This is a genomic window from uncultured Tenacibaculum sp., assembly GCF_947495995.1.
In the GTDB taxonomy this organism is placed as follows: Bacteria; Bacteroidota; Bacteroidia; order Flavobacteriales; family Flavobacteriaceae; genus Polaribacter.
Genome location: NZ_CANMAX010000001.1, coordinates 240072 through 264581 on the forward strand (window position 1 = coordinate 240072; position 24510 = coordinate 264581).

The following is a 24510-nucleotide window of genomic DNA, read 5'->3' on the forward strand; positions in this document are numbered from 1 at the left end:
TCTTAAGCGTTTGTCAATTTTCCGTTTACAACTCGGTTAATTCCTAAAGGATTTCCATCTTGCAATTCTACTGGTAATAATTGTTGTGGCCAATTTTGATAACTAAATGGACGCACCCAACGCTTTATTGAATTTACACCAACTGCAGTAAAACGACTATCGGTAGAAGCAGGATAAGGTCCACCATGCACCATAGACGGACAAACCTCAACACCAGTTGGTACTCCATTAAAAATTAAACGGCCTACTCTATTTTGCATTTTAGCAATTAATTCACCATAATTATTAAGCTCATTATCATCCGCTATAATAGTTCCTGTAAGTTGTCCTTCTAATTTTGCGATAATTTGCTCTAATTCTTGAACATTTTCACAAGAAACAACAATAGAAAAAGGTCCGAAAACTTCATGATGTAATTTTGTATTCTCTAAAAAGGTTTTACCAGAAACAGTGGCAATTAATTGTGATGCATAATTCGTTTTTACTTTCTGATCTAAATTCGCTACTACAGTAACATTTTCTTCAGCAATCGCTTTAGTTTTACCTTTTTCGTAAGCGCTATGAATATTTGGATGCAACATACACATCGGACTAATTTCTTTAATCTTAGTTCCTAATGTATTTGTAAAATCATCTAACTGTTTTCCAGCAATCCCTAAAATTAAACCTGGATTTGTACAGAACTGACCTGTTCCTAATGTTATTGAACCAGCATAAGTATTTGCAATTTCTGCGCCTCTATTTTCTAATGCTTTTGGTAATACAACCACTGGATTTATACTTCCCATTTCAGCAAAAACTGGTATTGGCTCTTCTCTTTTAGCAGCAATATCTAATAAAGCTCTACCTCCTTTAATACTTCCCGTAAAACCAACAGCTTTAACTTTTGCATCGCTAACTAATTGTTCTCCTGCATTATAATCTATTGCATTGATATTTGAGAAAATTCCATTTGGCATGTTAGTTTTCTCAGCTGCTTTTAAAATTGCACTGGCTATCAACTCTCCTGTACCCGCATGCATTGGATGAGATTTTACAATTACTGGACAACCAGCTGCAAATGCTGCTGCAGTATCTCCGCCTGCTGTTGAATATGCCAACGGAAAATTACTTGCTCCAAATACCACAATTGGTCCTAATGGAATATTCATTTTTCGTAAATCTGGTTTAGGCGCTGGGGTTCTGTCTGAAATTCCTGTATCAATTGAAGCTTCTACCCAAGATCCTTCTTCTACTAAATCAGCAAAAGATCGTAATTGAAAAACTGTTCTTCCTCGTTCACCTGCTGCTCTACCTGATGGTAATCCTGTTTCTGAACAATATACTTGAATCAATTGCTCTCCTAACGCTTCAATTTCATCTGCAATAGCTCTTAAGAATAAAGTTTTCTGTTTTCCTGAAAAACTTCTATATTCTTCAAATGCCTTTTCAGCTAAGTGAACTGCTTCATTTATTTCTTCCGTAGTCGCTTGATAAAATATATGTTCATTTTCAACATTTAACTCAGGATTGAATGTTTTGAATGTTTTATCTCCTTTAGCAGACAATTGATTTCCTATATAATTTTTTCCAGTAATCATGTATTGTTAACTTTTATAATTTGGTAGTTGTGGCCTGTTTTTAAGTCCGTCTTCTATAATCTTTAGTACATTTTCACGCTCTTCTCCAATTAAAGGTAATCTCGGCGCTCTTACATTCTCAGTTCCTATTCCTGTAGCAACTTCAGCAAGTTTAATATTTTGAACTAATTTAGAATTTATATCTAATTCTAACAACGGTAAAAACCATCTATAAATCGCTAAAGCTTCTTGTATTCTACCTGCTTTTTGTAACTCATAAATCGCAACAGTTTCTTTAGGAAAAGCACAAACCAAACCTGCAATCCAACCATCAGCTCCCATTAATAAACTTTCCAAAGCAAGTGTATCTACACCTGTCATTATTTTTAATCGATCTCCAAATGTATTTTTGATTCTAGTAATATTAGAAATGTCTCTGGTAGATTCTTTTACTGCCTGAATATTGTCGCACGTTAATAATTCTTCGAACATTTTTAACGTCACTTCGATACCATAATCAACAGGATTATTGTACACCATAATAGGTAAAGAAGTATTGTTTGCAACAGCTTTAAAATATGCTACCGTTTCTCTACCATCTGCTTTATAGCGCATTGGCGGTAACATCATTAATCCTTTTGCTCCATCTTCTTCTGCTTTTTGAGCTGCTAAAATTGCATTTTTGGTAGTTTGCTCTGCAACATTAATTAGCACAGGAACTTTATTTTCTACAATATCAACTGTAGTTGTAGTTAGTGTTCTCTTTTCTTCATCAGATAATGTACTCGCTTCTCCTAGAGTTCCTCCTAATACTATTCCGTGAACACCAGCATCTAATTGTGCTTTAATATTAACTTCAAAAGCAGCTAAATCTAACTGATCATCTGCTGTAAATTTTGTTGTTACAGCCGGCATAACGCCTTTCCACTCTATTGCCATTTTAGTTTAATTTTTAAGGCAAAAGTATAAGAGTAACATGAATTTAAAAGTGCTGATATTAAGCTAAACTAATACTATATTACTCAAATTATTAATTTTCACATTAAAATACATTAATTTCATATTTAAAATATAATCTTTAGACAATGAAAGTATTACCATTTAAAATTCCTAAACCGAAAAACTTGGGTGTAATTTACCAAGAAGATCGTGGTGTTTTTTATGACAAACTTCATCAACATGAAGAAATTCAAATTTCTTGTATTGTAAAAGGTAAAGGAACTTTAGTCGTTGGAGACACCATACATAATTATGCTATAAATGATGTATTTATTATTGGAGGAAACTTACCGCATTTATTTAAAAGTGATGCTCATAATTCTGAAGATTCTTTTATGATTTCTTTATTCTTTACAGAGCAATCTTTTGGAAAAGACTTTTTTAAACTAGATGATTTTTTACTCTTAAAAAACTTCTTTGATAAAACTAGAAATGGATTTAAAATCATAGAAAATAAGGACGCGATACTGCAATATTTTTTAACGCTAGAACATCATAACGATTTAGAACGTTTTATTACTTTTTTTACGCTTTTAAAAGAATTAAATCATCTAAAATCGGAATCACTTTCTACATTTATTTATCCGAAAAAATACACAGAGAATCAAGGAAAAAGAATGCAAACAGTAATGAATTATACTATTAATAATTTTCATTCAGAGATTGATTTGCACACCGTAGCTGAAAAAGCAAACATGACTAAAAACGCATTTTGTAATTATTTTAAACAACACACAAACAAAACTTATTTTACATTCTTAAATGAACTACGAGTAGAAAATGCATGTAATTTATTATTGGAAAACAGATCTTTATCTATAAACGAAATTGCATATCGATCTGGCTACAGTAGTTTATCTAATTTCAACAGAAAGTTTTTGGCTATTAAAAAAGTAACACCTTCACAGTATCGTAAAGTAAATTAAAGCGCCTTTAATTCTTCTTTCATTTTTCTGGTAAGCCCTTTTACTACCAAATCGTAAGAATGATCGATTAATTCGAAAACTAAATCGTCTGGAACACCTTGATTAATCGTGATCGTATTCCAATGTTTTTTATTCATATGAAATCCTGGATTTATTCCTTCATATTCTCCTCTTAATTCTTCAGATTTATCTGGATCACATTTTAGATTTATTTTCTCTTCACCTTTTTCCCAATGGTTTAATCCTACCAAAGCAAACATCTTCCCCATTACTTTAAACACCAAAGTAACATCATCAAAAGGAAATTCTTCAGTAATTCCTTTTCTACAAATACAATATTCTCGAAGTTGTTCAATATGCAAAGTTTTCTTTTTTTCTTACAAAAGTGATTTGTTTACTCAATCAATTTAATATTACTACTTGGTAATTCTAATGCAGAATAATCTAACTTCCATCCAATAGCTTCTATTAAATTTTCCATTAAAACAATGGCTTCTATAGCTTCATTATTTGCTGCTTGCATCAAATTACTTTCAGGAATTTTCTGCATTACGTGATCTTTTGCAGCCTGATTTACCTTTGTTAAATCTTCTGAATTAAACTTATTTAAAAAACCATCTTGAATGTCGTAAAAACGAATATTTGGCTCAATTGAAAGTATTTCAGGCTCAGGAAAATTTGATAATTTTATTGTTTTATTCTTAGTATCGGCTTCCATTTTAATTTTTCTAAAATCGAAACCAATATGTGTTTTTGCATTAATTAAAATAATTGCTTTTTTCTTACTTGATATTAATCCGAGTAACTTTCCTTGTGTATCTTCATGATGATAAATTTCAGAGAAATCACCTTCAACAGTAATCAACTTGGTTACTTTTTTAATTTTATCAAGTAAAATCACCGATTGATTTTGAGTAACACTTCTGTTCTTCACCGTTGCAAACTTCTGAAAAACAAAATAAGAACCTACAGCACCTAACGCTAGTCCGAAAAACAATAATTCCATAGGATAAAGATAGTTTTTATATCATAAATTAAGACTGTTTTTTACAATAGAAAGTCACAACTAAGTTTTACTCTTAAGAATACTTTAATAGTTTCTCTATTTATAAAACCTTAATTTTATTTTTGATTTTCACTCACCAAACATGCTTAGTACATTAGAAACGCTTCGTAAAGAATTACATCAAAATCCTGAAATTTCTGGTAAAGAATATAAAACAGCAGAAAGACTTCAAAAATTTATCTCAGAACATTATCCTGGAACAATAGTTACGAATATTGGCGGACCTAGCTTTGCTGTTATTTACGATTTTGGTTCTGGCGGATCTACAGTTGCTATTCGTTGTGAATTAGATGCACTACCTATTTTAGAAGAAAATGATTTTGAATATACATCAAAAGTTGAAGGCGTTTCACATAAATGCGGACATGATGGTCATATGACTATGGTAACCGGACTCATATTTTGGCTACAACAACAAGAGAAAATATTTACTAAAGGAAAGGTTATTTTATTATTTCAAACTGCTGAGGAAACTGGTAAAGGAGCTTACGAAATGCTTGAAGATCCTAAATTTAAACCTTTAGAAATCGATTACATTTTTGCACTGCATAATATTCCTGGAGAAGATTTGCATACGATTATCACAATGCAAGAAGGTTTTTCTGCGGAAGTAGAAAGTTTTGTTTTAAAACTTAAAGGTTTAGGCTCACATGCTGCAGAACCTCAGAACGGAATTAACCCCGCAGTTGGAATTGCTGATTTAGTTTCTGGTTTCAATAAATTAAATAACTACGATCCAAATCAAAAAGATTTTAAAGTACTTACTCCTGTTCATATTCGTATGGGAGAAGCAAACTATGGAATTTCACCTGGATCTGCAGAATTACATTACACCATTAGATCTTGGACTTTAGAAAGCATGAATGTATTAAAATCGGAAATTCTTAAGACTATTGAAATTCTCTCTAAAAAGCATAAATTAGAATACGAATTAGAATGGTTAGAACATTTCCCTGCTAGTGAGAACGATCCTACTTGTAATAAAATCATCAATAAAGTCGCTCATGAATTAAATTTTAATGTAGTAGAAAGAGCGTATCCTTTTAAATTTGGAGAAGATTTTGGTTGGTTTTCTAGACATTATAAAACAGGAATGTTTGGTTTAGGTTCAGGAATTAACACACCGCCATTACATAATCCGTCTTACGATTTCCCTAATGAAATTATCCCCACAGGAATACAAATGTTTAGCGAAATTATAGCAACTATTTTACTAGAAAAATAACATTACAGTTTATGAAAAACTTTATACTAATTCTCACATTTACTCTCTTTTCAAGTATTGTTTCTGCACAAAAAATCACTTCTTGTGAAAATTGTAATACAACTAAATACAATTTACAATCCATTAAAGAGAATCATCTACACGAATTAGAATTATTAAGAAATGAAATTTTCGCAAGACATGGTTATCAATTCAATAATGATAGATTGGATGAATACTTTTCAAACTTCTATTGGTATAAAGGAACTACAAAGAATGTTAGCTTAAATTTTATTGAACAACATAACGTTACACTCTTTAAAACTCAAGAAAATAAAATTAAGCAGCATCGCAAAAAATTAATCAGTGAATTACAAAAACTGAAAAAAGCGGTCTTAAATAATGATACTGATTTTATTAAAAACGTATTTGATAATTATACTTCTGAAAATGGTAATGATTATCCATACGAAGCTTTAGTAAATGCTTTAGAAAGTGTTTTAAAATCTACTGATATTGATGCAATGTATTGGCATAAAAATCAAGCAAAATATAGTATTGAAATTGATAATGGATTTTCCGTTTCAAGTAAAGGAATTTACATTAAAAACGATACTATTTCCATCATCGTTACCGATCCGCAGAAACATTCTAGTTTAATGAAAGATGATGCATTTGAATATCCTAGCAGCTACTATTCTGAATCTGAAAATTCTGCTGGTGGTGTTTTTGAATTCAGCAATGGAAAATTAAAATTAGTAAACTTGTATTTCGCAGGATAAACGTTGAGTTCATTTTTTAATTATCATTTATAACACTCATGGATATTATTACTTTACCAGAAGATTTATCGATACAAAACGAAAACGCTCTTTGTATTTACGATTATCAAACTTCAAAAGAGTGTTTAAAACAAATGGTAACGCTGCAGAAAAACACATTTAGCTTTCTTATTCAAGGAAATAAAGAAGTGTTTTCTAACAAAACTAACACAAACATTAATCACAACAGTTTTCTTTTAATGAAAAAAGGTCGTTGTTTAATGACTGAAAAAATTACGCTTACAGAACAAAAAAATTATAGAAGTATTCTTTTCTTTTTCGACAACGAAACCTTAATTAATTTCATTCATAAGAATAATATTAACTATGTAAAATCTCCTGTAAAAAAACCATCTATTTTCACTTTCGATTACGATGATTTTTTAGAAGTATTTGTTCAAAGTTTAATTTCAATTAGCAAATTAAATTATAAGGTACAATCGAAACTACTAGAAGCCAAATTTGAAGAACTAATTGTGTATTTAATAAATACTCAAGGAACAGATTTTATTGAATCTTTACTTTTTGAAATTCAAAATGAAAATCAACATTTCATAGAAGTTATAGAACACAACAAACTAAATAAACTTAGTTTACAGGAATTGTCCTTTTTAGCCAACATGAGTCTTTCTACATTTAAAAGAGAATTCACAAAACACTTTAATACTTCACCTAGTAAATGGTTTTTAGATCAACGACTCGAACATGCAGCGCTTTTACTTCAAGATAAATCTGTACGCCCTACAGATATTTTTGAAGAAATTGGTTATGAAAGTCTATCTAACTTTGTACAAGCTTTTAAAATTAAGTTCGGAATTACCCCAAAACAATATCAATTAAATTGAGCTTTTAGCAATACTTTTTGATCTGTATCGCACAATAAATAGTGTAAAACCAATCTAACTTTGCCTCATAATTAATTCTTATTATTATGAAAAAATTACTTTTAGCTGTTGGTATTTACATGATCGCAGCAATAAATTTACAAGCGCAAAAAACATTTACGTTAACAAGTAACTCTTTAAAAGGACAAGCAACTTTACGTGAAGAATTTAATGGATTTGGATGTGTTGGTGAAAATGAATCACCTCAACTTTCTTGGGAAAACGCCCCAAAAGGAACTAAGAGTTTCGCCATAACAATGTACGATCCAGATGCTCCTACTGGAAGCGGATGGTGGCATTGGGTTGTTTTTGATATTCCAAGTACTACGAAAGAATTAAAAGCTGGAGCTGGAGACATTAGTAAAAACTTGCTTCCAAAATCAGTAATTCAAAGTGTTACAGATTATGGCACTAAAGGATTTGGCGGACCTTGTCCTCCAAAAGGTCACGGATTACATCAATATATTATAACTGTTCATGCTTTAAAAACAGATTCTTTAGGATTAACAGCAGACACTAATCCAGCTGTTGTTGGTTATTATTTAGGAAATAACACTCTTGCTAAAGCCAGCATTGTTGCATATTACCAAAGAAAATAAAACAATTCAAAAGGTTTAAGTGATCGTATCATTTAAACCTTTTTCTTTTTAAATTACTATCATTACATTCGTGTAAATTATTTTCCTTGAAAGAGAATTTCCTTTTTAATCCATTTTCTGGTGTTTTACATGAAGATATTCCTCAAGTAATTCTACCTAATATTGATATTGAAGATATTACAAATAAGATAAGAAACTCAAATGGCTTAGCTATTGAATTTATTGGCAAACAAGGAAGAGGAAAAACTAGCCATTTAAAATACCTACAACACATTTTAAACGAATATCCTATATTCCTTTTAAATTCGAATTCTTCAGCCTCGGAAATTATTAAAAACACTTCTAAAACTGTCTTTATAGATAGTATCCATCACTTAAGTTTTCGACATCGCATACAAATATTCAAACAAAAAAAAGTTGTTGTGTATACAACACATTGGAGTAGAAAAATTGATTGTTTATTAGCGAAAAAAGATCATTATTCAATACGATTTAAGGGAATTCAACCAGAAAAATTAAAAGATATCTTGAACAAAAGATTGAAATTAGCTTCAAATACTAATCAACCTGATACATTATTCAGTACAAATGATGCTGACATACTAATTAAAAAGTTTGGAGATAATTACAGAGGAATTATTAATCATTTATACGAGAAATACCAATGAGCAATTCTATTTTAAATGCTAAAGTAAAAGTCTTAGGACTAGACAGTCACCATACATATAATGCTATATTAACTATTCAACCTGAAGAAGAATTAGTTATTGACCATATTGACGGAATTGTTTATTTAGAAGCTCGAGGAAGAATGTCGAGTGTAAAAAAACCTCTCGTCAACTTTAAAATTGAGAACAGGAAAGTTTTAGCTAAAAATGAAATTTTCGAGATTCCTTTTTCTTTCACTTTAAGTGAAGATTATATCGAATCTTACGACGGTAAAAATGTTAGTATTTCTTATAACTGTGAGGCTAAAATATTTGTAAATAAAGAAGATTTAGAAAAGTTAGATCGAGGTGTATTTACTCGTATGAAATCTTTTTTTACTTCAGACTATTCTACCAAGATCTCTGGTTATTTCACAAAAATTGACGAAGGAAAATATAAAATAAGCGAACATCACAGTGAACTTAAATTAGCCTTCAATTTTAAAAGTTTATTATTTACTGCATTAGTAATTGGTAGTATATATATAGCGGCAATGTTAGGTTTGAAATTTGATTTTCATGGAGGACACATTTTCTTACTTATTATTACTACAGTTATTACAAATTATTTTCTATTTCAAATTAAAAAGAAGCAAATTGGTGATATTTCATTAACCACTTCAAATCGTGAAAATGAATTTGTTTGTTATGTAAAACCAGCTCGTAATTTTAGTTTACATAAAGCTAAAATGTATTATCAAATCGTAGAAAAAGTTGTGGATAATAGAGGTACTTCCTCAACAACATATAGAGAAACAATATATAAATCTTCTATAAAACCTGTAAAAGGCAAAGGAAGTTCTGAAATTGAATTTGAATACCCTTTCCTTAAAAATTTAGCTACAATGGAGTTCGACGATTCTTCTATTTACTGGGAAATTGTTATCAACGGAATGCACAATGGAATTTCTGAGAAACTTACCTGTACTATTGAAGCATATAAAGTTTAATTTAAAACTTTATATAAAATAGGTTTACTCGGACTTGCATCATTTTCAAATGGTGCTATCATTAAATTTAAAAAATACGTTCCATCCTCAATTTTATTCGACACAAAAATAAATTCTGTTATAGTTGCCTCTAATCGAATTTCTCCTTGAGTATTCCAAAAAGCGTTATGAGCCAATAACAATCCATCATCTTTTTCTTTATCAACCGAAGGTAAATCGATAAGTAAATGCTGAATTCCTTTCTCTCTTAAATAAATAGCCGCTTCTTCTAATAAATAAGGCGGATTACTATTAGAATATCGTTTAGATCTTTTCTCACTTCCTACATTGGGTAAAGTTCTAATTACAATAGCTTCTCTTTTTTTATTTCCTAGCACACTTTGTAATTGTTTTTTTGAAATCACCTCATCTTCACCGAGTCTTTCAGGAGCTACAGTAACTACTTCTGCCAGAAAAAAGAAACGTTTCAAGTTTTGATTTACAGAATGTATTTTCTCTGTAATATGTCCGACACATTCTGTATGTGTAATATGAGAATGCGGATTAAATTGAATGGAATTAAAGTTTACAGGAGCTCCTTCGGAAACCTTGATTACCTCATCACCAAATTGTTCTGCGTAGATCTTAGGATCATCTATATACCAAGCATTTACATTTTCTTTGGTTGTATCTATAGGAATAGAAATATCGATAGGCATTGATAAATCTATTTGATATTTCTTTGAGTTGTACTGAATTGTTGTAATCAAGATAAATTTAGTTTAAACAAATCGGAAGCAATACCATCGGTTAAGAACTTCCCTTTTCGTGTTGTTTTTAGCGTTTCATTTTCAATATACAACAAATCTTCAAGAATGAATTTTTCTGCTTGCATTTTTAAATACGCTAAATATTTGACACCAAAATCTTCTTTTATCTTTTGAAAAGATACGCCCCAAATCGTTCGTAAACCTGTCATAACATATTCATTATAAAGATCTGTAACCGATAAATTTTCAATCTCTAAAGGTAATTCACCTGCATTTATTTTCTTAATATATAATGCATTGTTAGCGACATTCCAACCTCGTTGTTTTCCGTTGAAAGAATGTGCAGACGGACCAATACCTAGATACTTTTTCCCTTGCCAGTATGCTGAATTATTCTGACTGAAAAAATCTTCTTTTCCGAAGTTTGACAGTTCATAATGCTGAAATCCTGCTTTATTTAATTCATCTACTAAAATTAAAAACTGCTCTTGTGCTAATTCATCATCAACATTATCTATAATTCCTTTTTCAATAAAACTTTCTAAAGCTGTTTTGGGTTCAACCGTTAATGCGTAACTCGAAATATGTGGCACTCCGAAAGACAATGCTGTTTGAATATTCTCACGCCATTCTTCATTTGTTGTATTAGGAATACCATAAATTAAATCAATTGAAATATTGTCAAAATGACGAATCGCTAAAGACAAACTCTCTTTTGCTTCTTCTGCATTATGTGCACGATTCATTAGTTTTAAATCCTTCTCAAAAAAAGATTGAATTCCTATACTTAATCTATTTACAGTAGAACTTGCTAAATTTTCGATACGTTCAGCGCTTAAATCATCTGGATTCGCTTCTAAAGTAATTTCAGGATTCTCAACAACTTTATAATTCTCATAAACCGCAGTAATAATTCGATCAATTTCTTTTTGACTTAACACACTTGGTGTTCCTCCTCCAAAATAAATCGTTTTTACCTCTTCATTATTAAACTCACTTTTACGCATTGTTAATTCAGAAATAATTGCATCAATCATTTCTTCCTTTCTTTTTAAAGAAGTAGAGAAATGAAAATCGCAATAATAACATGCTTGTTTACAAAACGGAATATGTAAATAAATACCAGCCAAATCAATTAAATATTTCTTCTATCTTTCCAATTCTTTTCTTTTCGATACCAGAATAAGAATTGTCCTAATGTTTCATTCTCTAAATATCCTTTTTCTTTATTTTCCATTGTAAAAACATCGTTTTGTGTATCATTTATTTCCCCTCCATTAAATTCAGTTAGTTTTTCATATAAGAAATCTGTATCAACAACCTTTGACATAAGTAGTAAATCACTTTTATTAAACTGATCATATCTATCATTATCAAAAAGAGGAGTATATAATCTTATAATTTGTATAATATCAGATACATTATTAATAATTTCAGAAATAAAACTATCATAAGCATCTGGAGAATGTTTTTTGTATAGAAAAAGAAACATTTGTTTCATATCCTTTCGAAGATTATAATCTATGAATGATATATCTTTAAGATCTAACTCATCTTTTAGTCTTTCGATTAAAATCAATTCCGCTTTTGCTTTTATTTCTCTGGAATCTTGTATTTTACTTGTAAAAATAAATAGTTCATCAATACTCAACTTTTTTGTTAATGAAGTAACCTCATTTTCTTCTTTTGTTTTGTTCCCCATTAACTCAATAAAATAAGTTCTATGAGCTACCCCGTAGGCATTTTTATCTAATGTAATTAAATCTCTTTCTTCTAATAAAAATGAAAAGAAATACTCTCTATTTGCTTCATTAACATTTTTTATAAAAAAATCCATCATATTATAAAACCTATATTCATAATTTTTAAAGGATTCTTTTAAATGGATTAACTCACTTTTAATTTTTCCTGTTTCTTGAGAATTTATAAGATTTATTATTTCTTTCTTTTTTGTTTCTGAAACTTTTCTTTCGATATGAAATGAAAAATATTTTTCATAATGTTCTACAGAAGATATTTTTAAGCTTTTAGACATTAAATCTATATGATTTGAATCTTTATTCAATTGGTTATGATTAAATGAATCTTTATAAGGAAAAAGCTTATCTAAAACATTTTTCATTATATGATCATCTGGTAAACTTTTTGATATTCCTCTTGTATTAATAGTTGATTTATCTACTATAAAAAAATCTTCTATAGTATATATACCACTACCGTAAGATGAAACTTTCAATCCTTTCAAATAGTTATACAATTCACTATCGCAAATCTTCAAATACTCTATCCAAAATAAATCTCGTAAATTAACTTCTTCTCCAATAGCAAAAGCACTTGTAAAAAAACTATTTAATACTCTCACTACTTCCCTACCATTATTAAAATAAGAAGCTTCAAATTCTTCACTTAATTCTAAAATTTCTTTCTTTTTTTCCTCTTGATACCCTAACATCTGAACTATCTTATTTAGCTTTCTATCAAATGCTTCTTTTAAATCCTCTTCTTCTATTCGAGGTAAATGAATTGGCAGATTAATTATTTTTTCTAAAAACAATTTTCCATCTTCAATACTTTCTCCATATCGTTTACTTATTGCTTTTGCTACATGATCTTCATCTAAAGCAATAATGTATATAAAATTATTAAAGTTCGCATTAAGTTTTATTAGCTTTAAAATGGTATATATTTCGTTTTTGTCAAGACGATCTATATCATCAATAAATATTGCTATTTTATAGCTTGACTTTTCCAGTTTATTATTAATAGCTTCAATTAATTTACCTAAAGTTAAACTCTTTTTCTTAAAACACTTCGCAATTGAATAAAGTATCCTTGCAACTAATCCTACTCTCCCTTTTAACTTTATCGCTTCTATATACTTATAGTATTCTGTTATTTTTTTTGCTATCTTCTGAATATCACTATCTTGATCTACGTACATCATTTTTGAAAGTCCATCAAAAAAATCAAAAAGCATTTCTTCTTCAGTACTATATCTCCAAGGATTAAAATGATATTTTAGAATACCTTTTTGTTTACTTTCTTTTTTCCCTAAATCAATTTGTTTTTCTACTAGATTTAGAAATGATGTTTTACCTTCTCCCCATTTACCATAAATTCCAATAGTTAAAGGCTCTGAGTTATTTGAATTGTTTTGAATTAACTTTTGAATTTTTTTAGCATAATGCTTAAAATTAAAAAGATCATCTTCATTCTTTTCAATTGGTAAATCATTTAAATTCATCTTTTATTTATTTCTTAACTCTTTTTTCATTCTGCTTTACAAACGCAGCCCAACCAGTGTAGTTCTTTCCTCCTACTTTAGCTCCTGAATTATAAAAATGACAAACTGCTGCTGCTAAACCATCGGTTGCATCTAAATTTTTTGGCAACTCTTTTAAATTTAATAACGACTTTAACATCATTGCCACTTGTTCTTTACTTGCTTTTCCGTTACCTGTAATTGCCATTTTAATTTTTAATGGCGCATATTCTGTTACAGGAATTTCTCGAGATAAACCTGCCGCCATAGCAACTCCTTGTGCGCGACCTAACTTCAACATAGATTGTACATTTTTACCAAAGAAAGGTGCTTCTAGCGCTATTTCATCAGGCTTGTACGTATCGATAAGTTCTATCGTGCGTTCAAAAATTAGTTTTAATTTCAAATAGTGATCGGTATATTTTTTTAAGATTAATTCATTCATCTGAACAAACTCCATCTTCTTTCCTACAACCTTAATAATTCCAAAACCCATGATAGAAGTTCCTGGATCTATACCTAATATGATTTTTTCTGTCTTCAAATTCACTGTACTTTGTACCAATACAAAGCTACTATAATTTTAAGTTAGTTGTAACATTCTGATCTAAGTTTCATTCCTAAAAAAGCAACGCTTGTACCAATAAACAAATACACTTATTCCTTTTTAACTTTCAAAGTCTTTAAATAATTTGTTGATTTGTTACACAATCTAAAATGTTTAACCAAACACCAAATTTATTATGGCATGTAAAATAGAAATTCCACAAGGAATACAAATTCCTTTGAATCAAAACAGTCCAGAGAAATTAGCTGATAATATTAATTTTTCTTATCTAAGAAGTACTAGACCTTTACAACCACTTGTTTCCGTTAATACTTCTGATGAAGGAATTTTACAGAGTGCTAGTGCAGTTGTTTTGATTGATGCTAGTATTCCTATTAGCGAAGTTAATCCAAGAATAATTCAACAATTTAGTTACACAAACGAAGGAGTTCCTTTTTTAAACTTTTACATTTGTTACGATTTTAAACCTGTGGGTTCTAAAACCTTCAATGCATACAGATTTGATTTTAGCGTTAATTGGAACGATTTCTCCCCAAACCCAGTCTTTGATCCAAAAGCACCTATACCTGCACCTTCTTCTATAAAATTCATTACCTCTTTCTTATGGGACGAAGATCCTGAAACTTCTAGAGGTACAGTTACTACTGTTAAGAAGGGACTTTAACTTTTACATTTACTTTCATATAAAAAATAGTAAGATTTTTTAAATAGATTTGTTAGTGAATTCCTTTTTTAAAAAACTAATGAATATTTACCTAAAAATAATCTTACTATTTTTTCTATCCTATCTTTCTGCTAACGCTCAAAAAAACAAAACAGAATTATTCAATAAAGAGATAATAAAGATTTCTAAAAAATTTAAAACTGAACTTTTTTTTAACAAGAGTGTTTATTTTTTTTCTAAAAAGGAATGGGACTCTACTTTAATTTATTCTCAAAAACACCTTGTAACTACTGACAACATTCATTTAAAAAACTTTTCACATTATTTCAGAGGATATAGTTTTAAAGAAAAAAAATTGTATAAACAGGCAGAAAAAGAATTTAATCTCATAAATAAAAACTATAGATTTTATTACACAGTTAGAATGTTTTTAGGTGAATTAGCATTAGAACAAAGTCAATTCAGAAATGCTATTAATTACTTTGAAGAACTCATAAACATAGAGGAAAAAGATTATTATTATTTTAAAAAAAATGCAGTAATACACAATTTAGGTTTATGCTACCTACACCTAAAACAATATAACAAATCAGAAAAATATTTAACTAAAAGTGTAAAATTACAACAACAGCAACAAGATACTTTAGAATTAATAGGTGCATATGGTGACATTGCTAACCTCTATTATGTTCAATACAAAGATGGATTAGCTATTCCTTATTTTGAAAAAGCCTACCAAATGGCTAAGTATACAAAAGATTTTACATCAAAATTAAACACCTCTATAAACATGTCAGTTGTAGAGGAAAATAGAAAAAAATTTCAAAAAGCTTTAGTCTACAGAAAAGAAGTTCAACAATGGAAAGATTCCTTAAACGATCAAAATAGAATTTACGAAGTTGCTCAAAAAGAAAAAGAATTTGCTGTTGCGGCCAAACAACAAGAAGTAGATCTTTTACAAGTAGAAAACAAATTAAAAGAAACAGAACGAAATATTTTTTTAATCTCAGCTATAAGCTTACTTGCATTTTTAGGTATTGGAGCTTATTTGTTTCGAGAAAAAGTAAAAGCCAATAGAATTATTGCGCAACAAAAAGAAACTTTAGATGAACTAAACGCTACTAAAGATAAATTATTCTCTATTGTGAGTCATGATTTACGTTCTTCTGTAAATGCTTTAAAATCGAGTAATGCTGTTCTATTAGACAATTTACAATCTAAAAATTTAGATGCTTTAGAGCACTTACTTCAAAAAAACAGTGGTATTGTAAACGGTGCCTATGGCTTATTAGATAACTTATTAAACTGGGCTTTACTACAAACCGATGGTGGTTATTTTTATATCGAAAAACATCGTTTATTTGTTATTGTAGAGCACGTTACTTACAACTACAAAGCTTTGCTTTTGGAAAAAGCAATTCATTTTGAAAATACAGTTTCTAAAAAGGCCGTTGTAGCAATTGATCAAGAATCAATTAAAATTGTACTACGAAATTTAATTGATAATGCTATAAAGTTTTCAAAGCCTGAAGGTTCAATTAAAGTTTACGCTGAAGAGTCTAATAATTTTTGGAATTTAATTGTTGAAGACACAGGTTTAGGAATGAGTGAGACTACTCGATTAGAGTTACTAAAAGATTCTGCTTTACTTAATAAAAAAGAACATGAAGATGTACTTGGAACCGGATTAGGTTTAAGTTTAGTAAAATCTATGATTCGAAAAAATAATGGAAAATTCAATATTGAGAGTATATTAGGAAAAGGTACGAAAATGATTGTATCTTTACCTAAAACTACCACTAATGGATAACATTAACGTACTAATTATTGAAGATACAGTTGAAGAAAGTAATAAACTGGTTAAACTCTTAGAAGAAAATAATTATACTGTTAGTGGAATTGCACGAACCTTTCAAGAAGCTTTAGCTTTATTCTATAAAGTAAAGGTTGATATTCTTATCGTAGATATTTTTTTAAACGGTGTTCCTGAAGGAATTACTTTTGCTGAAACGATTACAACTGTTCCTGAAGCTGCAAAACCGTTTGTGTTTCTAACAAGCTCAAAAGATCGACAAATTTTTGAACGTGCAAAACTTACTAAGCCTTATAGTTTTTTATTAAAACCATTTAATGAATTAGAGGTTTTGTATGCTATTGAAATGGCTATTGAAAAGTTTTACGATCAGTCTGATGTGTTTTTCACTGAAGAAGAAGATACTGTAATTAGTGGAGATAGTTTATTTATTAAAAAAGGAAAATCTTTAAAAAAAGTATTACTTACAGACATTATTTACATTGAAGTTGAAGAGAAATACTGCAACATAATTACTGAAAAAGAAAAATTCGTAATTCTTATTTCACTTACTAAGATTTTAAAACTTTTAGACCCGAATTCTTTTTGTAGAACTCACAGAAATTATATCGTAAATATTAATAAGATCGTTGAAATTGTTCCTTCGGATAATCTTATTGTCTTACAAGGAAAACATCATGTTACGCTAAGCGAACGCTATAAAGACTTAATTAAAAAAGTCCGTACTCTTAAATAACACTTTTCTTTCTTTTTTCTACTGAAGTGATTTAGCTATCTATGAAAATAGATTGCTTCATTCCTCTTATTACTTATTATTTTTTATTCCATTTTTTTCCTTTTTCATGGAAAAGAAAACGTCTTTCATTCCATTTAAAGTCTGTAAGCTATTTGTTGACAGTAATTTTACATCAGAAATAACACGCTAGCATATTTGTTTCACGTAATATTTACTAACCACAAAAAACTTATTATGGCTTCAAAAAACACATTTCAATTATCAGTTTTAAGTCAAAATGACCCAGGAGCTGCGGACGGATCAAAATTATACTGTGAAGTAACTTCAATTAGTAATGGAACATTAAGAGCAGGGTCATTCCCAATTAATGAAGAAGTAAAATTACCAATTCCTCCAGGAGAAGCAAAAGATGCTCCAGCTACACCAACTTGGTTTTTAGAAACTGAAGAAGGTAAAGATGCTAGTCTTGAAATCACAATCTTTTGTCCTACTGATGACAATTATCCAAAAACAACTATTGTAATAAAAGAATCTGATGTAATTAAATGGGACACAGAACCTTTTGAAGAAAGAGTTAATCAAATCTATCAAAAAGGTGAATACGGAATTATTGGGTTTGCTCAAAAAGGACGTGAAGGATATATCTATACAATAACAGCGGGAATATTAAATCCAAGATTACACGGAAATTTAGCCGCTATTTAATACTCATAAAAACTTAATACTAACCAAACTTAAAATTTAAATTTATGGTAACTACAGCTTTAGCAACAGAAACAGTTTATTTCAAAGGATCAATGGGATTTATTGCAAATCCATTAGGAACAATGGTAGAATTCTCTTTATTAGTAGATTCTGACAAACATACGGTAACTGGTAACGTAACAATTACTAACGGAGCAACAAAAGAAAGTTATTCTGGAAGAGTATCTGGAACTACGTATCCAGCAGGTTACGGTGATATTGTTCGTTTAATTAACATTACTGGAAGTATTCCTGGTAGTAATCCTTTAACGCCAATTCAATTTCCTTTTGAAGCAAACATGGCATTAAAAACTGACTGGGATGGAAAAGGTGGATTTACATTCTTAGGAAAACATCATGACGATGTAGATGTACAAGGATCTATTTTCAAATTAGATTCAGCTAAATAATTAAAAAATCCTGTATGAAAATGCAGGATTTTATGCTTCAATACAATTCAAATCAATTCAAAATATAATATTATGTCACAACAAGTAGCAGTACAAGATAAAGATATAGCACAAATTGCTAATCAACATAGCGGATCAAGAAGATTCGGACCTGTAGAAATCACTTACAATATGAATATCGCAGAAGAAGAAGCTACAGTTTCTGCAAGTATAATGGGAGTTTCGTTAGGAACAACAAAACTTAACATGGAACATCAACAAAGCAGTCTTGGAGGAAATGTAAGTTTATACCATGCTCTAATTGAACTTGATATTAATTTTTCTGAAAAAGAAGTAGGGGGAGGTGTAGAAGTAACTATGATGGGAAAAGTAATTTTTAAATCAAAGATTACTTTATTAGATTGGTAAATACTAATTAAGTAATAAAAATATACTGCAAAAAAAGCACAACATGATGTTGTGCTTTTTAATTTTATAATAAAATTGAAATTTACTTAATTTCTAATGAGGTAAACTTAAATGTATTTCCGTCGAACAAACCTTTATCTGATAATTTTAAAGCAGGAATTACCAATAATGCCATAAAAGACAAAGTCATGTAAGGCGATCTTAGTTTACTTCCTAAATCTTTAGCCATTTGATCCAATTCAGCATAAGATTTACCGATTTCCTCAGCAGATAAATCACTCATGATTCCTGCTACAGGAAGCGATACTATTTTTTCTTCAGTATTTGAAACCGCACAAACTCCTCCTCTATTTTCTATGATTAAATTCACTGCTTTACAAATCGCTTCGTCAGATACTCCAACAGCAATAATATTGTGAGAATCATGTCCTACTGAACTTGCAATCGCACCTTCTTTTAATCCGAAGTTTTTGATAAATGCTACAGCTGGTTCAGAGTTTTGATAACGATTTACAACTGTCATTTTCAATACATCATTTTCTACATCTGAAACTAGATTTCCATTCTTGATTAATGAATTCGCTTCAATTTCATTTGTTACCAATTCTCCATCTAAAGCTTCAATAACTCTTATTTTTTCTGAAGCTGAATGAAATTCAAAGTCAATGACTTGTTTTTTATCTGTATCGAAATTATTTAAGACTTCAAATTCAACAGATGTAATATTTGATTTTCCGTTTTCAGCAATTAATTCTCCGTCAATATAAGTTTGTAGCACTTTAAATTTCTCTAAATCTTCAACGACAATAAAATCAGCTTCATCTCCTTCTTTTAACAAACCTACATCTAAATTATAATGTGATACCGGATTTACACAAGCAGCTTGTAAAACTTTAAACACATCGATTCCTTTCGCAACTGCTCTTTCACACAATTGATTGATATGACCTAATAATAAATCATCTGGGTGCTTATCATCTGAACAAAACATCATGTTTTCATAATGCTCTGGTAAAAGAGCAATTAAAGCTTCAAAGTTTTTAGCCGCACTACCTTCACGAACAATTACTTTCATTCCTTTTTGCAGCTTTTCTAAAGCTTCATCATATGTAAAACATTCGTGATCTGTATAAATTCCTGCTGAGATATATTTCGTTAAATCTTCACCTCTCAACCCTGGTGCATGACCATCAACTGGTTTATTATAATGTTTAGCCCATTCTATTTTTTTTAATACTTCAGCATCTTCATAAATCACACCTGGGTAATTCATCATTTCAGCTAAATATTTAATATCAGGATTCTCTAAAAGCTTTTTAATATCATCAGAATCTATAACTGCTCCTGCACTTTCAAAAGAAGTAGCTGGCACACATGATGGCGCTCCGAAATTAAATTTTAAAGGAACTTTTTTTCCGTTTTCAATCATAAAATCGACTCCAGCAACACCTAAAACATTAGCAATTTCATGTGGATCGGAAACTGTTGCCACTGTTCCATGAGTTACTGCAATTTTTGCAAATTCTGAAGGCACTAACATGGAACTTTCAATATGAATATGCGCATCTACAAAACCAGGTAAAATATAATTCTCTACATTATGATTACTTTCTGTTATCGATTTTATCTTTCCTTCTTCAACTACAATTTCTCCTTTAAAAATCTTTTTATTTAAAATATCTACAATATTTCCTTGAATAACCATTTGATCGAATTTTAATATAAAAGTAAGTAATAATTATACGTTAATCATTACAATAATAGATGAGTTTTTTCTACATAAAGTTGTAAAAAACAAAAGCGATTGTATTACTACAACCGCTTTTATATTTAACAACTACTAAATATGTTAGTAACCATAACGTTGAGGTCCTCCACGTCTGATTTCTTCATTAGCATATTCTTCGAACTTTTTAAAGTTTTCTCTGAATGCATTTGATAATTTAAATGCAGTGTCATAGTATAATTTATCGTTATTCCAAGTTGCTCTCGGGCTTAAAATCTTATCTGGTACACCAGGACAAGTTCTAGGTTGAGCCACTCCAAATACTGAATGGATGTGATAATCTTCGTAAGTATAGTTTCCTAAATCACCGTTTAATACAGCGCTAATCATAGCTCTTGTGTATTTTAAAGCGATTCTTGAACCAACTCCGTATTGTCCTCCAGACCATCCTGTGTTTACTAACCAAACGTTTACGTTTGCTTCAGTCATTTTCTTACTTAACATTTCAGCGTAACGTGTTGGGTGTAATGGCATAAAAGGCGCTCCGAAACAAGCAGAGAAACTAGGTACAGGTTCTGTAACACCTGCTTCTGTTCCTGCTACTTTAGCTGTATAACCAGAAATAAAGTGGTAAGCAGCTTGAGCTGGAGTTAATTTAGATATCGGAGGTAACACTCCAAATGCATCTGCAGTTAAGAAAAAGATATTCTTTGGATTCTTTCCTGTAGACGGTACTCTAATATTTTCAATATGGTGAATAGGATAACTTACACGTGTATTTTGTGTAATAGAAGTATCTGCAAAATCTACTTCTCCATTATCATTCATGATGATATTTTCAAGGATTGCTCCTTTCTTAATAGCACCGTAAATCTCTGGCTCTTTTTCTTGAGAAAGATCAATTACTTTAGCGTAACAACCACCTTCAAAATTAAATACTGTGTTTTCAGCAGTCCATCCATGCTCATCATCTCCTATTAAACTTCTGTTCGGATCTGTAGATAAAGTCGTTTTACCTGTTCCTGATAATCCGAAGAAAATCGCAGTATCTCCAGCTGCACCAACGTTTGCAGAACAGTGCATTGGTAATGTATTCTTGTATACAGGTAAAATAAAGTTTAATGCAGAGAAAATTCCTTTCTTGATTTCTCCTGTATAACCAGTTCCACCAATTAAAGCTACTTTTCTAGAAAAATTTAAGATCGCAAAGTTATGTTGACGAGTACCATCAATAGCAGCGTCAGCCATAAAACCTGGTGCATTAATTACTGTCCACTCTGGAGAAAAATCTTTTAATTCTTCTTCTGTCGGACGTAAAAACATATTGTAAGCAAACATGTTACTCCAAGGGTATTCGTTTACTACTCTAATGTTTAATTTATAGTTATCGTCTGCACAAGCATAACTATCTCTTACAAAGATTTCCTTATCTGAAAGATATGCAGTTACCTTGTCATATAATTGGTCGAATTTACCTGACTCAAAAGGAATGTTGATATCTCCCCACCAAATTTCATCTTTTGTGATATCATCTTTTACTATAAATCTGTCCATCGGAGATCTACCTGTAAATTCTCCTGTATTGACAGCAATAGCTCCAAACACAGTTTCTTTTCCTTGTCCTTTCTCTATAGTTAAACTATGTAACTCGTCAGAAGTTAATTGATAACGAACCGTGTCGCTCTTGATTCCAAGATGCTCTAACGAAATCGTTTTCGTATCAAGATTATTCATCTCTATAATTTTAAGTTGTGTTTAATTTGTGACAAAAATAAACCTTTTTGTTTAAACAGATTACTGTATTTATTTTTTTATTGATTTTTTCTATTTCTTCGATTTTTTGAAGAAAGTTATCCCCAAATAAAACCAGCCTAAAATCAATAATAATCCGCCTAAAGGAGTTATAAACCAAATACTTTTTGCCGGAATTTTAGCCAAGTACATTGCGTAGATTGAACCTGAAAAAAATAAAATTCCTATCCAAAAAAGATACGACATTATCCTTTTTTCCTTTAAGGAAAAAGCCTGATTTAGGTTAATTATTAATAAAATAATCACATGATATAGCTGATATCTTACCGCAGTTTCAAAGCTATTTAATTCTGCTGCACTTAATGTTTCCTTTAATGCATGCGCTCCAAAAGCTCCTAAGATGACAGCCAATGCTCCAAGCACCGAAGTAATTGTTAAATTTTTATACATATTTAGTATATTTGTTAAATTTTAAACTTGAACAACTAAAAAACTTAGTCCTTTTTTACAAAAGTACTGCATAATTTTATGAGAAAAATATTAATTATCGGAGCTGGAAGATCAAGCTCTTCTTTAATAAAATATTTATTAGATAAATCTACTTCTGAAAACCTACATATTACCATTGGAGATATTTCTTTAGAAAGCGCGGAAAGCAAAATCAATAATCATCCTAACGGAACGGCTATTTCATTAGACGTTTTTGATGATAAACAACGTATTGAAGCTGTAAAAAATGCTGACATCGTAATTTCCATGTTGCCTGCTCATTTACATATAGAAGTCGCTAAGAACTGTCTTGAATTTGAAAAACACATGGTTACTGCTTCATATATTTCTAATGAAATGAAAGCTTTAGACGAGGAAGTGAAAAAGAAAGGATTAATTTTCATGAATGAAATTGGTCTAGACCCTGGAATTGATCATATGAGTGCGATGCAAGTGATTCATAAAATACGAGAGAAAGATGCTAAAATGTTACTTTTCGAATCGTTTTGTGGTGGTTTAGTTGCTCCTGAAAGTGATAACAATTTATGGAATTACAAATTTACTTGGAATCCAAGAAATGTTGTTTTAGCTGGGCAAGGTGGTGCTTCAATGTTTATTCAAGAAGGAACTTACAAATACATTCCGTATCATAAATTATTTAGAAGAACAGAATTTCTAACAATTAACGGAAGCGGTAAATTTGAAGCTTACGCCAATAGAGATTCTTTAAAATACAGAAGTATTTATGGCTTAGAAGATATTCCTACCATGTATAGAGGAACAATAAGAAAAGTTGGTTTTTCTAGAGCTTGGAATAGTTTTGTTCAGTTAGGAATGACAGACGATACGTATACTATAGAGAATTCTGAACATATGAGTTATCGTGACTTTACAAACTTATTCTTAGCTTATTCTCCTTCTGATTCGGTAGAATTAAAATTCCGTTCTTATTTGAAAATTGATCAAGACGATCTTATGTGGGATAAATTTGAGGAATTAGATCTTTTCAATCCGAATAAAAAAATCGGTTTAGTAAATGCTACTCCAGCTCAAATTCTTCAGAAAATCTTAATGGATTCATGGACTTTACAACCTGAAGATAAAGATATGATCGTAATGCATCATAAATTTGGTTACGAAGATAAAGATGGAAAACATCAAATAGAAAGTAGTATGATTATTAAAGGAGATGATCAAACGTATACTGCTATGGCAAAAACTGTTGGATTACCAGTAGCTATTGCTACTCTTCAAATTTTAAATAAGAAAATCACAACCACAGGCGTTCAATTACCAATTACTAAAGAAGTGTATGAGCCTATCTTGACGGAACTTGAAGACTATGGCGTGATTTTCGTTGAAAAAGATGTGCCTTATTTAGGCTACAATCCCGAAAGCGTGAGAGGGTAAGATCTCGCTTTCTTTGGTTTAAAAAAGTTTATCTTTAAGTAGTTACTAGATTTTGAAATATGAA

At 30.1% G+C, this 24510-nt stretch carries 25 protein-coding genes; 14 read left to right on the forward strand and 11 right to left on the reverse strand.

Features of this window, described 5'->3' with window-relative positions:
* Positions 1-2 precede the first annotated feature (2 nt).
* Together Q1A15_RS01000 and Q1A15_RS01005 are read right to left on the reverse strand one after the other, a co-directional pair.
* A complete protein-coding gene (locus Q1A15_RS01000) occupies positions 3-1580 on the reverse strand; it encodes an aldehyde dehydrogenase (NADP(+)) (RefSeq protein WP_299617466.1) in 1578 nt (525 codons plus the stop codon).
* A 6-nt stretch (positions 1581-1586) separates the two neighbouring features.
* The gene (locus Q1A15_RS01005; protein WP_299617468.1) at positions 1587-2498 is read right to left on the reverse strand and encodes a dihydrodipicolinate synthase family protein; all 912 of its coding nucleotides are present in this window, start codon (positions 2496-2498) and stop codon (positions 1587-1589) included.
* Between the two features lie 146 nt (positions 2499-2644).
* Here Q1A15_RS01005 and Q1A15_RS01010 point away from each other — a divergent pair, with 146 nt between their 5' ends.
* A complete protein-coding gene (locus Q1A15_RS01010) occupies positions 2645-3484 on the forward strand; it encodes a helix-turn-helix transcriptional regulator (protein WP_299617470.1) in 840 nt (279 codons plus the stop codon).
* Here the strand turns inward: Q1A15_RS01010 and Q1A15_RS01015 are convergent.
* Together Q1A15_RS01015 and Q1A15_RS01020 are read right to left on the reverse strand one after the other, a co-directional pair.
* On the reverse strand, positions 3481-3846 hold the full coding sequence (locus Q1A15_RS01015) for an MmcQ/YjbR family DNA-binding protein (protein WP_299617472.1): 366 nt from the start codon (positions 3844-3846) through the stop codon (positions 3481-3483). The two genes, Q1A15_RS01010 and Q1A15_RS01015, sit on opposite strands and share 4 nt — an antisense overlap.
* Positions 3847-3878: 32 nt before the next feature.
* Positions 3879-4490: a DUF4230 domain-containing protein gene (locus Q1A15_RS01020; protein WP_299617474.1), complete on the reverse strand. Its 612-nt coding sequence runs from the start codon at positions 4488-4490 to the stop codon at positions 3879-3881.
* 142 nt (positions 4491-4632) lie between these two features.
* Between Q1A15_RS01020 and Q1A15_RS01025 the strand changes: the two genes are divergently transcribed.
* From Q1A15_RS01025 to Q1A15_RS01050, 6 genes are all read left to right on the forward strand, one after another.
* Positions 4633-5775: an amidohydrolase gene (locus Q1A15_RS01025; protein WP_299617476.1), complete on the forward strand. Its 1143-nt coding sequence runs from the start codon at positions 4633-4635 to the stop codon at positions 5773-5775.
* Between the two features lie 11 nt (positions 5776-5786).
* Positions 5787-6536 carry a YARHG domain-containing protein gene (locus tag Q1A15_RS01030; protein WP_299617478.1) on the forward strand — a complete coding sequence of 250 codons (750 nt, stop codon included), beginning with the start codon at positions 5787-5789 and terminating at the stop codon, positions 6534-6536.
* A 38-nt stretch (positions 6537-6574) separates the two neighbouring features.
* A complete protein-coding gene (locus Q1A15_RS01035; protein ID WP_299617480.1) occupies positions 6575-7420 on the forward strand; it encodes an AraC family transcriptional regulator in 846 nt (281 codons plus the stop codon).
* Positions 7421-7506: 86 nt separating this feature from the next.
* The gene (locus tag Q1A15_RS01040) at positions 7507-8058 is read left to right on the forward strand and encodes a YbhB/YbcL family Raf kinase inhibitor-like protein (RefSeq protein WP_299617482.1); all 552 of its coding nucleotides are present in this window, start codon (positions 7507-7509) and stop codon (positions 8056-8058) included.
* A gap of 86 nt (positions 8059-8144) precedes the next feature.
* The gene (locus tag Q1A15_RS01045) at positions 8145-8726 is read left to right on the forward strand and encodes a hypothetical protein (protein WP_299617484.1); all 582 of its coding nucleotides are present in this window, start codon (positions 8145-8147) and stop codon (positions 8724-8726) included.
* Positions 8723-9715, forward strand: a complete 993-nt coding sequence (locus Q1A15_RS01050; RefSeq protein ID WP_299617486.1) for a hypothetical protein — start codon at positions 8723-8725, stop codon at positions 9713-9715. Before Q1A15_RS01045 ends, Q1A15_RS01050 begins: the two co-directional genes overlap by 4 nt.
* Here Q1A15_RS01050 and Q1A15_RS01055 read toward each other — a convergent pair.
* Genes Q1A15_RS01055 through ruvC form a run of 4 tightly spaced genes read right to left on the reverse strand, consistent with a single transcriptional unit; the run spans position 9712 to position 14270 of the window.
* Complete coding sequence (locus Q1A15_RS01055) at positions 9712-10464, reverse strand: cyclase family protein (protein ID WP_299617488.1); 753 nt, start codon at positions 10462-10464, stop codon at positions 9712-9714. The genes Q1A15_RS01050 and Q1A15_RS01055 overlap by 4 nt on opposite strands.
* On the reverse strand, positions 10461-11594 hold the full coding sequence (gene hemW, locus Q1A15_RS01060; RefSeq protein ID WP_299617490.1) for a radical SAM family heme chaperone HemW: 1134 nt from the start codon (positions 11592-11594) through the stop codon (positions 10461-10463). Before hemW ends, Q1A15_RS01055 begins: the two co-directional genes overlap by 4 nt.
* A gap of 5 nt (positions 11595-11599) precedes the next feature.
* On the reverse strand, positions 11600-13708 hold the full coding sequence (locus Q1A15_RS01065) for a P-loop NTPase fold protein (RefSeq protein ID WP_299617492.1): 2109 nt from the start codon (positions 13706-13708) through the stop codon (positions 11600-11602).
* A 7-nt stretch (positions 13709-13715) separates the two neighbouring features.
* Positions 13716-14270 (reverse strand): crossover junction endodeoxyribonuclease RuvC, encoded by a 555-nt coding sequence (gene ruvC, locus Q1A15_RS01070; RefSeq protein WP_299617494.1) that lies wholly within the window; start codon positions 14268-14270, stop codon positions 13716-13718.
* Between the two features lie 199 nt (positions 14271-14469).
* Between ruvC and Q1A15_RS01075 the strand changes: the two genes are divergently transcribed.
* From Q1A15_RS01075 to Q1A15_RS01100, 6 genes are all read left to right on the forward strand, one after another.
* Positions 14470-14958 carry a hypothetical protein gene (locus Q1A15_RS01075; RefSeq protein WP_299617496.1) on the forward strand — a complete coding sequence of 163 codons (489 nt, stop codon included), beginning with the start codon at positions 14470-14472 and terminating at the stop codon, positions 14956-14958.
* Positions 14959-15313: 355 nt separating this feature from the next.
* On the forward strand, positions 15314-16768 hold the full coding sequence (locus Q1A15_RS01080; RefSeq protein ID WP_299617498.1) for a tetratricopeptide repeat-containing sensor histidine kinase: 1455 nt from the start codon (positions 15314-15316) through the stop codon (positions 16766-16768).
* Positions 16761-17507, forward strand: coding sequence for a response regulator transcription factor (locus Q1A15_RS01085; protein ID WP_299617500.1), 747 nt, complete (start codon positions 16761-16763; stop codon positions 17505-17507). The genes Q1A15_RS01080 and Q1A15_RS01085 overlap by 8 nt, the downstream gene beginning before the upstream one ends.
* Before the next feature lie 234 nt (positions 17508-17741).
* Positions 17742-18212, forward strand: a complete 471-nt coding sequence (locus Q1A15_RS01090; protein WP_299617502.1) for a hypothetical protein — start codon at positions 17742-17744, stop codon at positions 18210-18212.
* Positions 18213-18256: 44 nt separating this feature from the next.
* Entirely contained in the window at positions 18257-18661 is a 405-nt protein-coding gene (locus tag Q1A15_RS01095) for a DUF1842 domain-containing protein (protein WP_299617504.1), read from the forward strand.
* A gap of 72 nt (positions 18662-18733) precedes the next feature.
* A complete protein-coding gene (locus Q1A15_RS01100) occupies positions 18734-19069 on the forward strand; it encodes a hypothetical protein (RefSeq protein WP_299617506.1) in 336 nt (111 codons plus the stop codon).
* An 82-nt stretch (positions 19070-19151) separates the two neighbouring features.
* On the opposite strand, the gene ade is transcribed toward Q1A15_RS01100, so the two are convergent.
* The 3 genes from ade to Q1A15_RS01115 form a co-directional block, all read right to left on the reverse strand.
* The gene (gene ade / locus Q1A15_RS01105; RefSeq protein WP_299617508.1) at positions 19152-20774 is read right to left on the reverse strand and encodes an adenine deaminase; all 1623 of its coding nucleotides are present in this window, start codon (positions 20772-20774) and stop codon (positions 19152-19154) included.
* Between the two features lie 144 nt (positions 20775-20918).
* Complete coding sequence (pckA, locus tag Q1A15_RS01110) at positions 20919-22529, reverse strand: phosphoenolpyruvate carboxykinase (ATP) (RefSeq protein ID WP_299617510.1); 1611 nt, start codon at positions 22527-22529, stop codon at positions 20919-20921.
* A 90-nt stretch (positions 22530-22619) separates the two neighbouring features.
* A complete protein-coding gene (locus tag Q1A15_RS01115) occupies positions 22620-22997 on the reverse strand; it encodes a DUF423 domain-containing protein (RefSeq protein WP_299617512.1) in 378 nt (125 codons plus the stop codon).
* Between the two features lie 78 nt (positions 22998-23075).
* On the opposite strand from Q1A15_RS01115, the gene Q1A15_RS01120 reads away from it, so the two are divergent.
* Positions 23076-24446 carry a saccharopine dehydrogenase C-terminal domain-containing protein gene (locus Q1A15_RS01120; RefSeq protein ID WP_299617515.1) on the forward strand — a complete coding sequence of 457 codons (1371 nt, stop codon included), beginning with the start codon at positions 23076-23078 and terminating at the stop codon, positions 24444-24446.
* The last annotated feature ends 64 nt before the right edge of the window (positions 24447-24510 follow it).

What these genes read in the sequence shown, in the direction of transcription:
- Q1A15_RS01020 (WP_299617474.1), bottom strand. Translation starts at nt 4,490, where the DNA reads ATGGAATTATTGTTTTTCGGACTAGCGTTAGGTGCTGTAGGTTCTTAT.
- Q1A15_RS01075 (WP_299617496.1), top strand. Translation starts at nt 14,470, where the DNA reads ATGGCATGTAAAATAGAAATTCCACAAGGAATACAAATTCCTTTGAAT.
- Q1A15_RS01115 (WP_299617512.1), bottom strand. Translation starts at nt 22,997, where the DNA reads ATGTATAAAAATTTAACAATTACTTCGGTGCTTGGAGCATTGGCTGTC.
- Q1A15_RS01050 (WP_299617486.1), top strand. Translation starts at nt 8,723, where the DNA reads ATGAGCAATTCTATTTTAAATGCTAAAGTAAAAGTCTTAGGACTAGAC.
- pckA (WP_299617510.1), bottom strand. Translation starts at nt 22,529, where the DNA reads ATGAATAATCTTGATACGAAAACGATTTCGTTAGAGCATCTTGGAATC.
- Q1A15_RS01030 (WP_299617478.1), top strand. Translation starts at nt 5,787, where the DNA reads ATGAAAAACTTTATACTAATTCTCACATTTACTCTCTTTTCAAGTATT.
- Q1A15_RS01025 (WP_299617476.1), top strand. Translation starts at nt 4,633, where the DNA reads ATGCTTAGTACATTAGAAACGCTTCGTAAAGAATTACATCAAAATCCT.
- Q1A15_RS01120 (WP_299617515.1), top strand. Translation starts at nt 23,076, where the DNA reads ATGAGAAAAATATTAATTATCGGAGCTGGAAGATCAAGCTCTTCTTTA.
- Q1A15_RS01000 (WP_299617466.1), bottom strand. Translation starts at nt 1,580, where the DNA reads ATGATTACTGGAAAAAATTATATAGGAAATCAATTGTCTGCTAAAGGA.
- Q1A15_RS01090 (WP_299617502.1), top strand. Translation starts at nt 17,742, where the DNA reads ATGGCTTCAAAAAACACATTTCAATTATCAGTTTTAAGTCAAAATGAC.
- Q1A15_RS01100 (WP_299617506.1), top strand. Translation starts at nt 18,734, where the DNA reads ATGTCACAACAAGTAGCAGTACAAGATAAAGATATAGCACAAATTGCT.
- Q1A15_RS01040 (WP_299617482.1), top strand. Translation starts at nt 7,507, where the DNA reads ATGAAAAAATTACTTTTAGCTGTTGGTATTTACATGATCGCAGCAATA.
- Q1A15_RS01005 (WP_299617468.1), bottom strand. Translation starts at nt 2,498, where the DNA reads ATGGCAATAGAGTGGAAAGGCGTTATGCCGGCTGTAACAACAAAATTT.
- Q1A15_RS01035 (WP_299617480.1), top strand. Translation starts at nt 6,575, where the DNA reads ATGGATATTATTACTTTACCAGAAGATTTATCGATACAAAACGAAAAC.
- Q1A15_RS01085 (WP_299617500.1), top strand. Translation starts at nt 16,761, where the DNA reads ATGGATAACATTAACGTACTAATTATTGAAGATACAGTTGAAGAAAGT.
- Q1A15_RS01065 (WP_299617492.1), bottom strand. Translation starts at nt 13,708, where the DNA reads ATGAATTTAAATGATTTACCAATTGAAAAGAATGAAGATGATCTTTTT.
- Q1A15_RS01010 (WP_299617470.1), top strand. Translation starts at nt 2,645, where the DNA reads ATGAAAGTATTACCATTTAAAATTCCTAAACCGAAAAACTTGGGTGTA.
- ade (WP_299617508.1), bottom strand. Translation starts at nt 20,774, where the DNA reads ATGGTTATTCAAGGAAATATTGTAGATATTTTAAATAAAAAGATTTTT.
- Q1A15_RS01095 (WP_299617504.1), top strand. Translation starts at nt 18,257, where the DNA reads ATGGTAACTACAGCTTTAGCAACAGAAACAGTTTATTTCAAAGGATCA.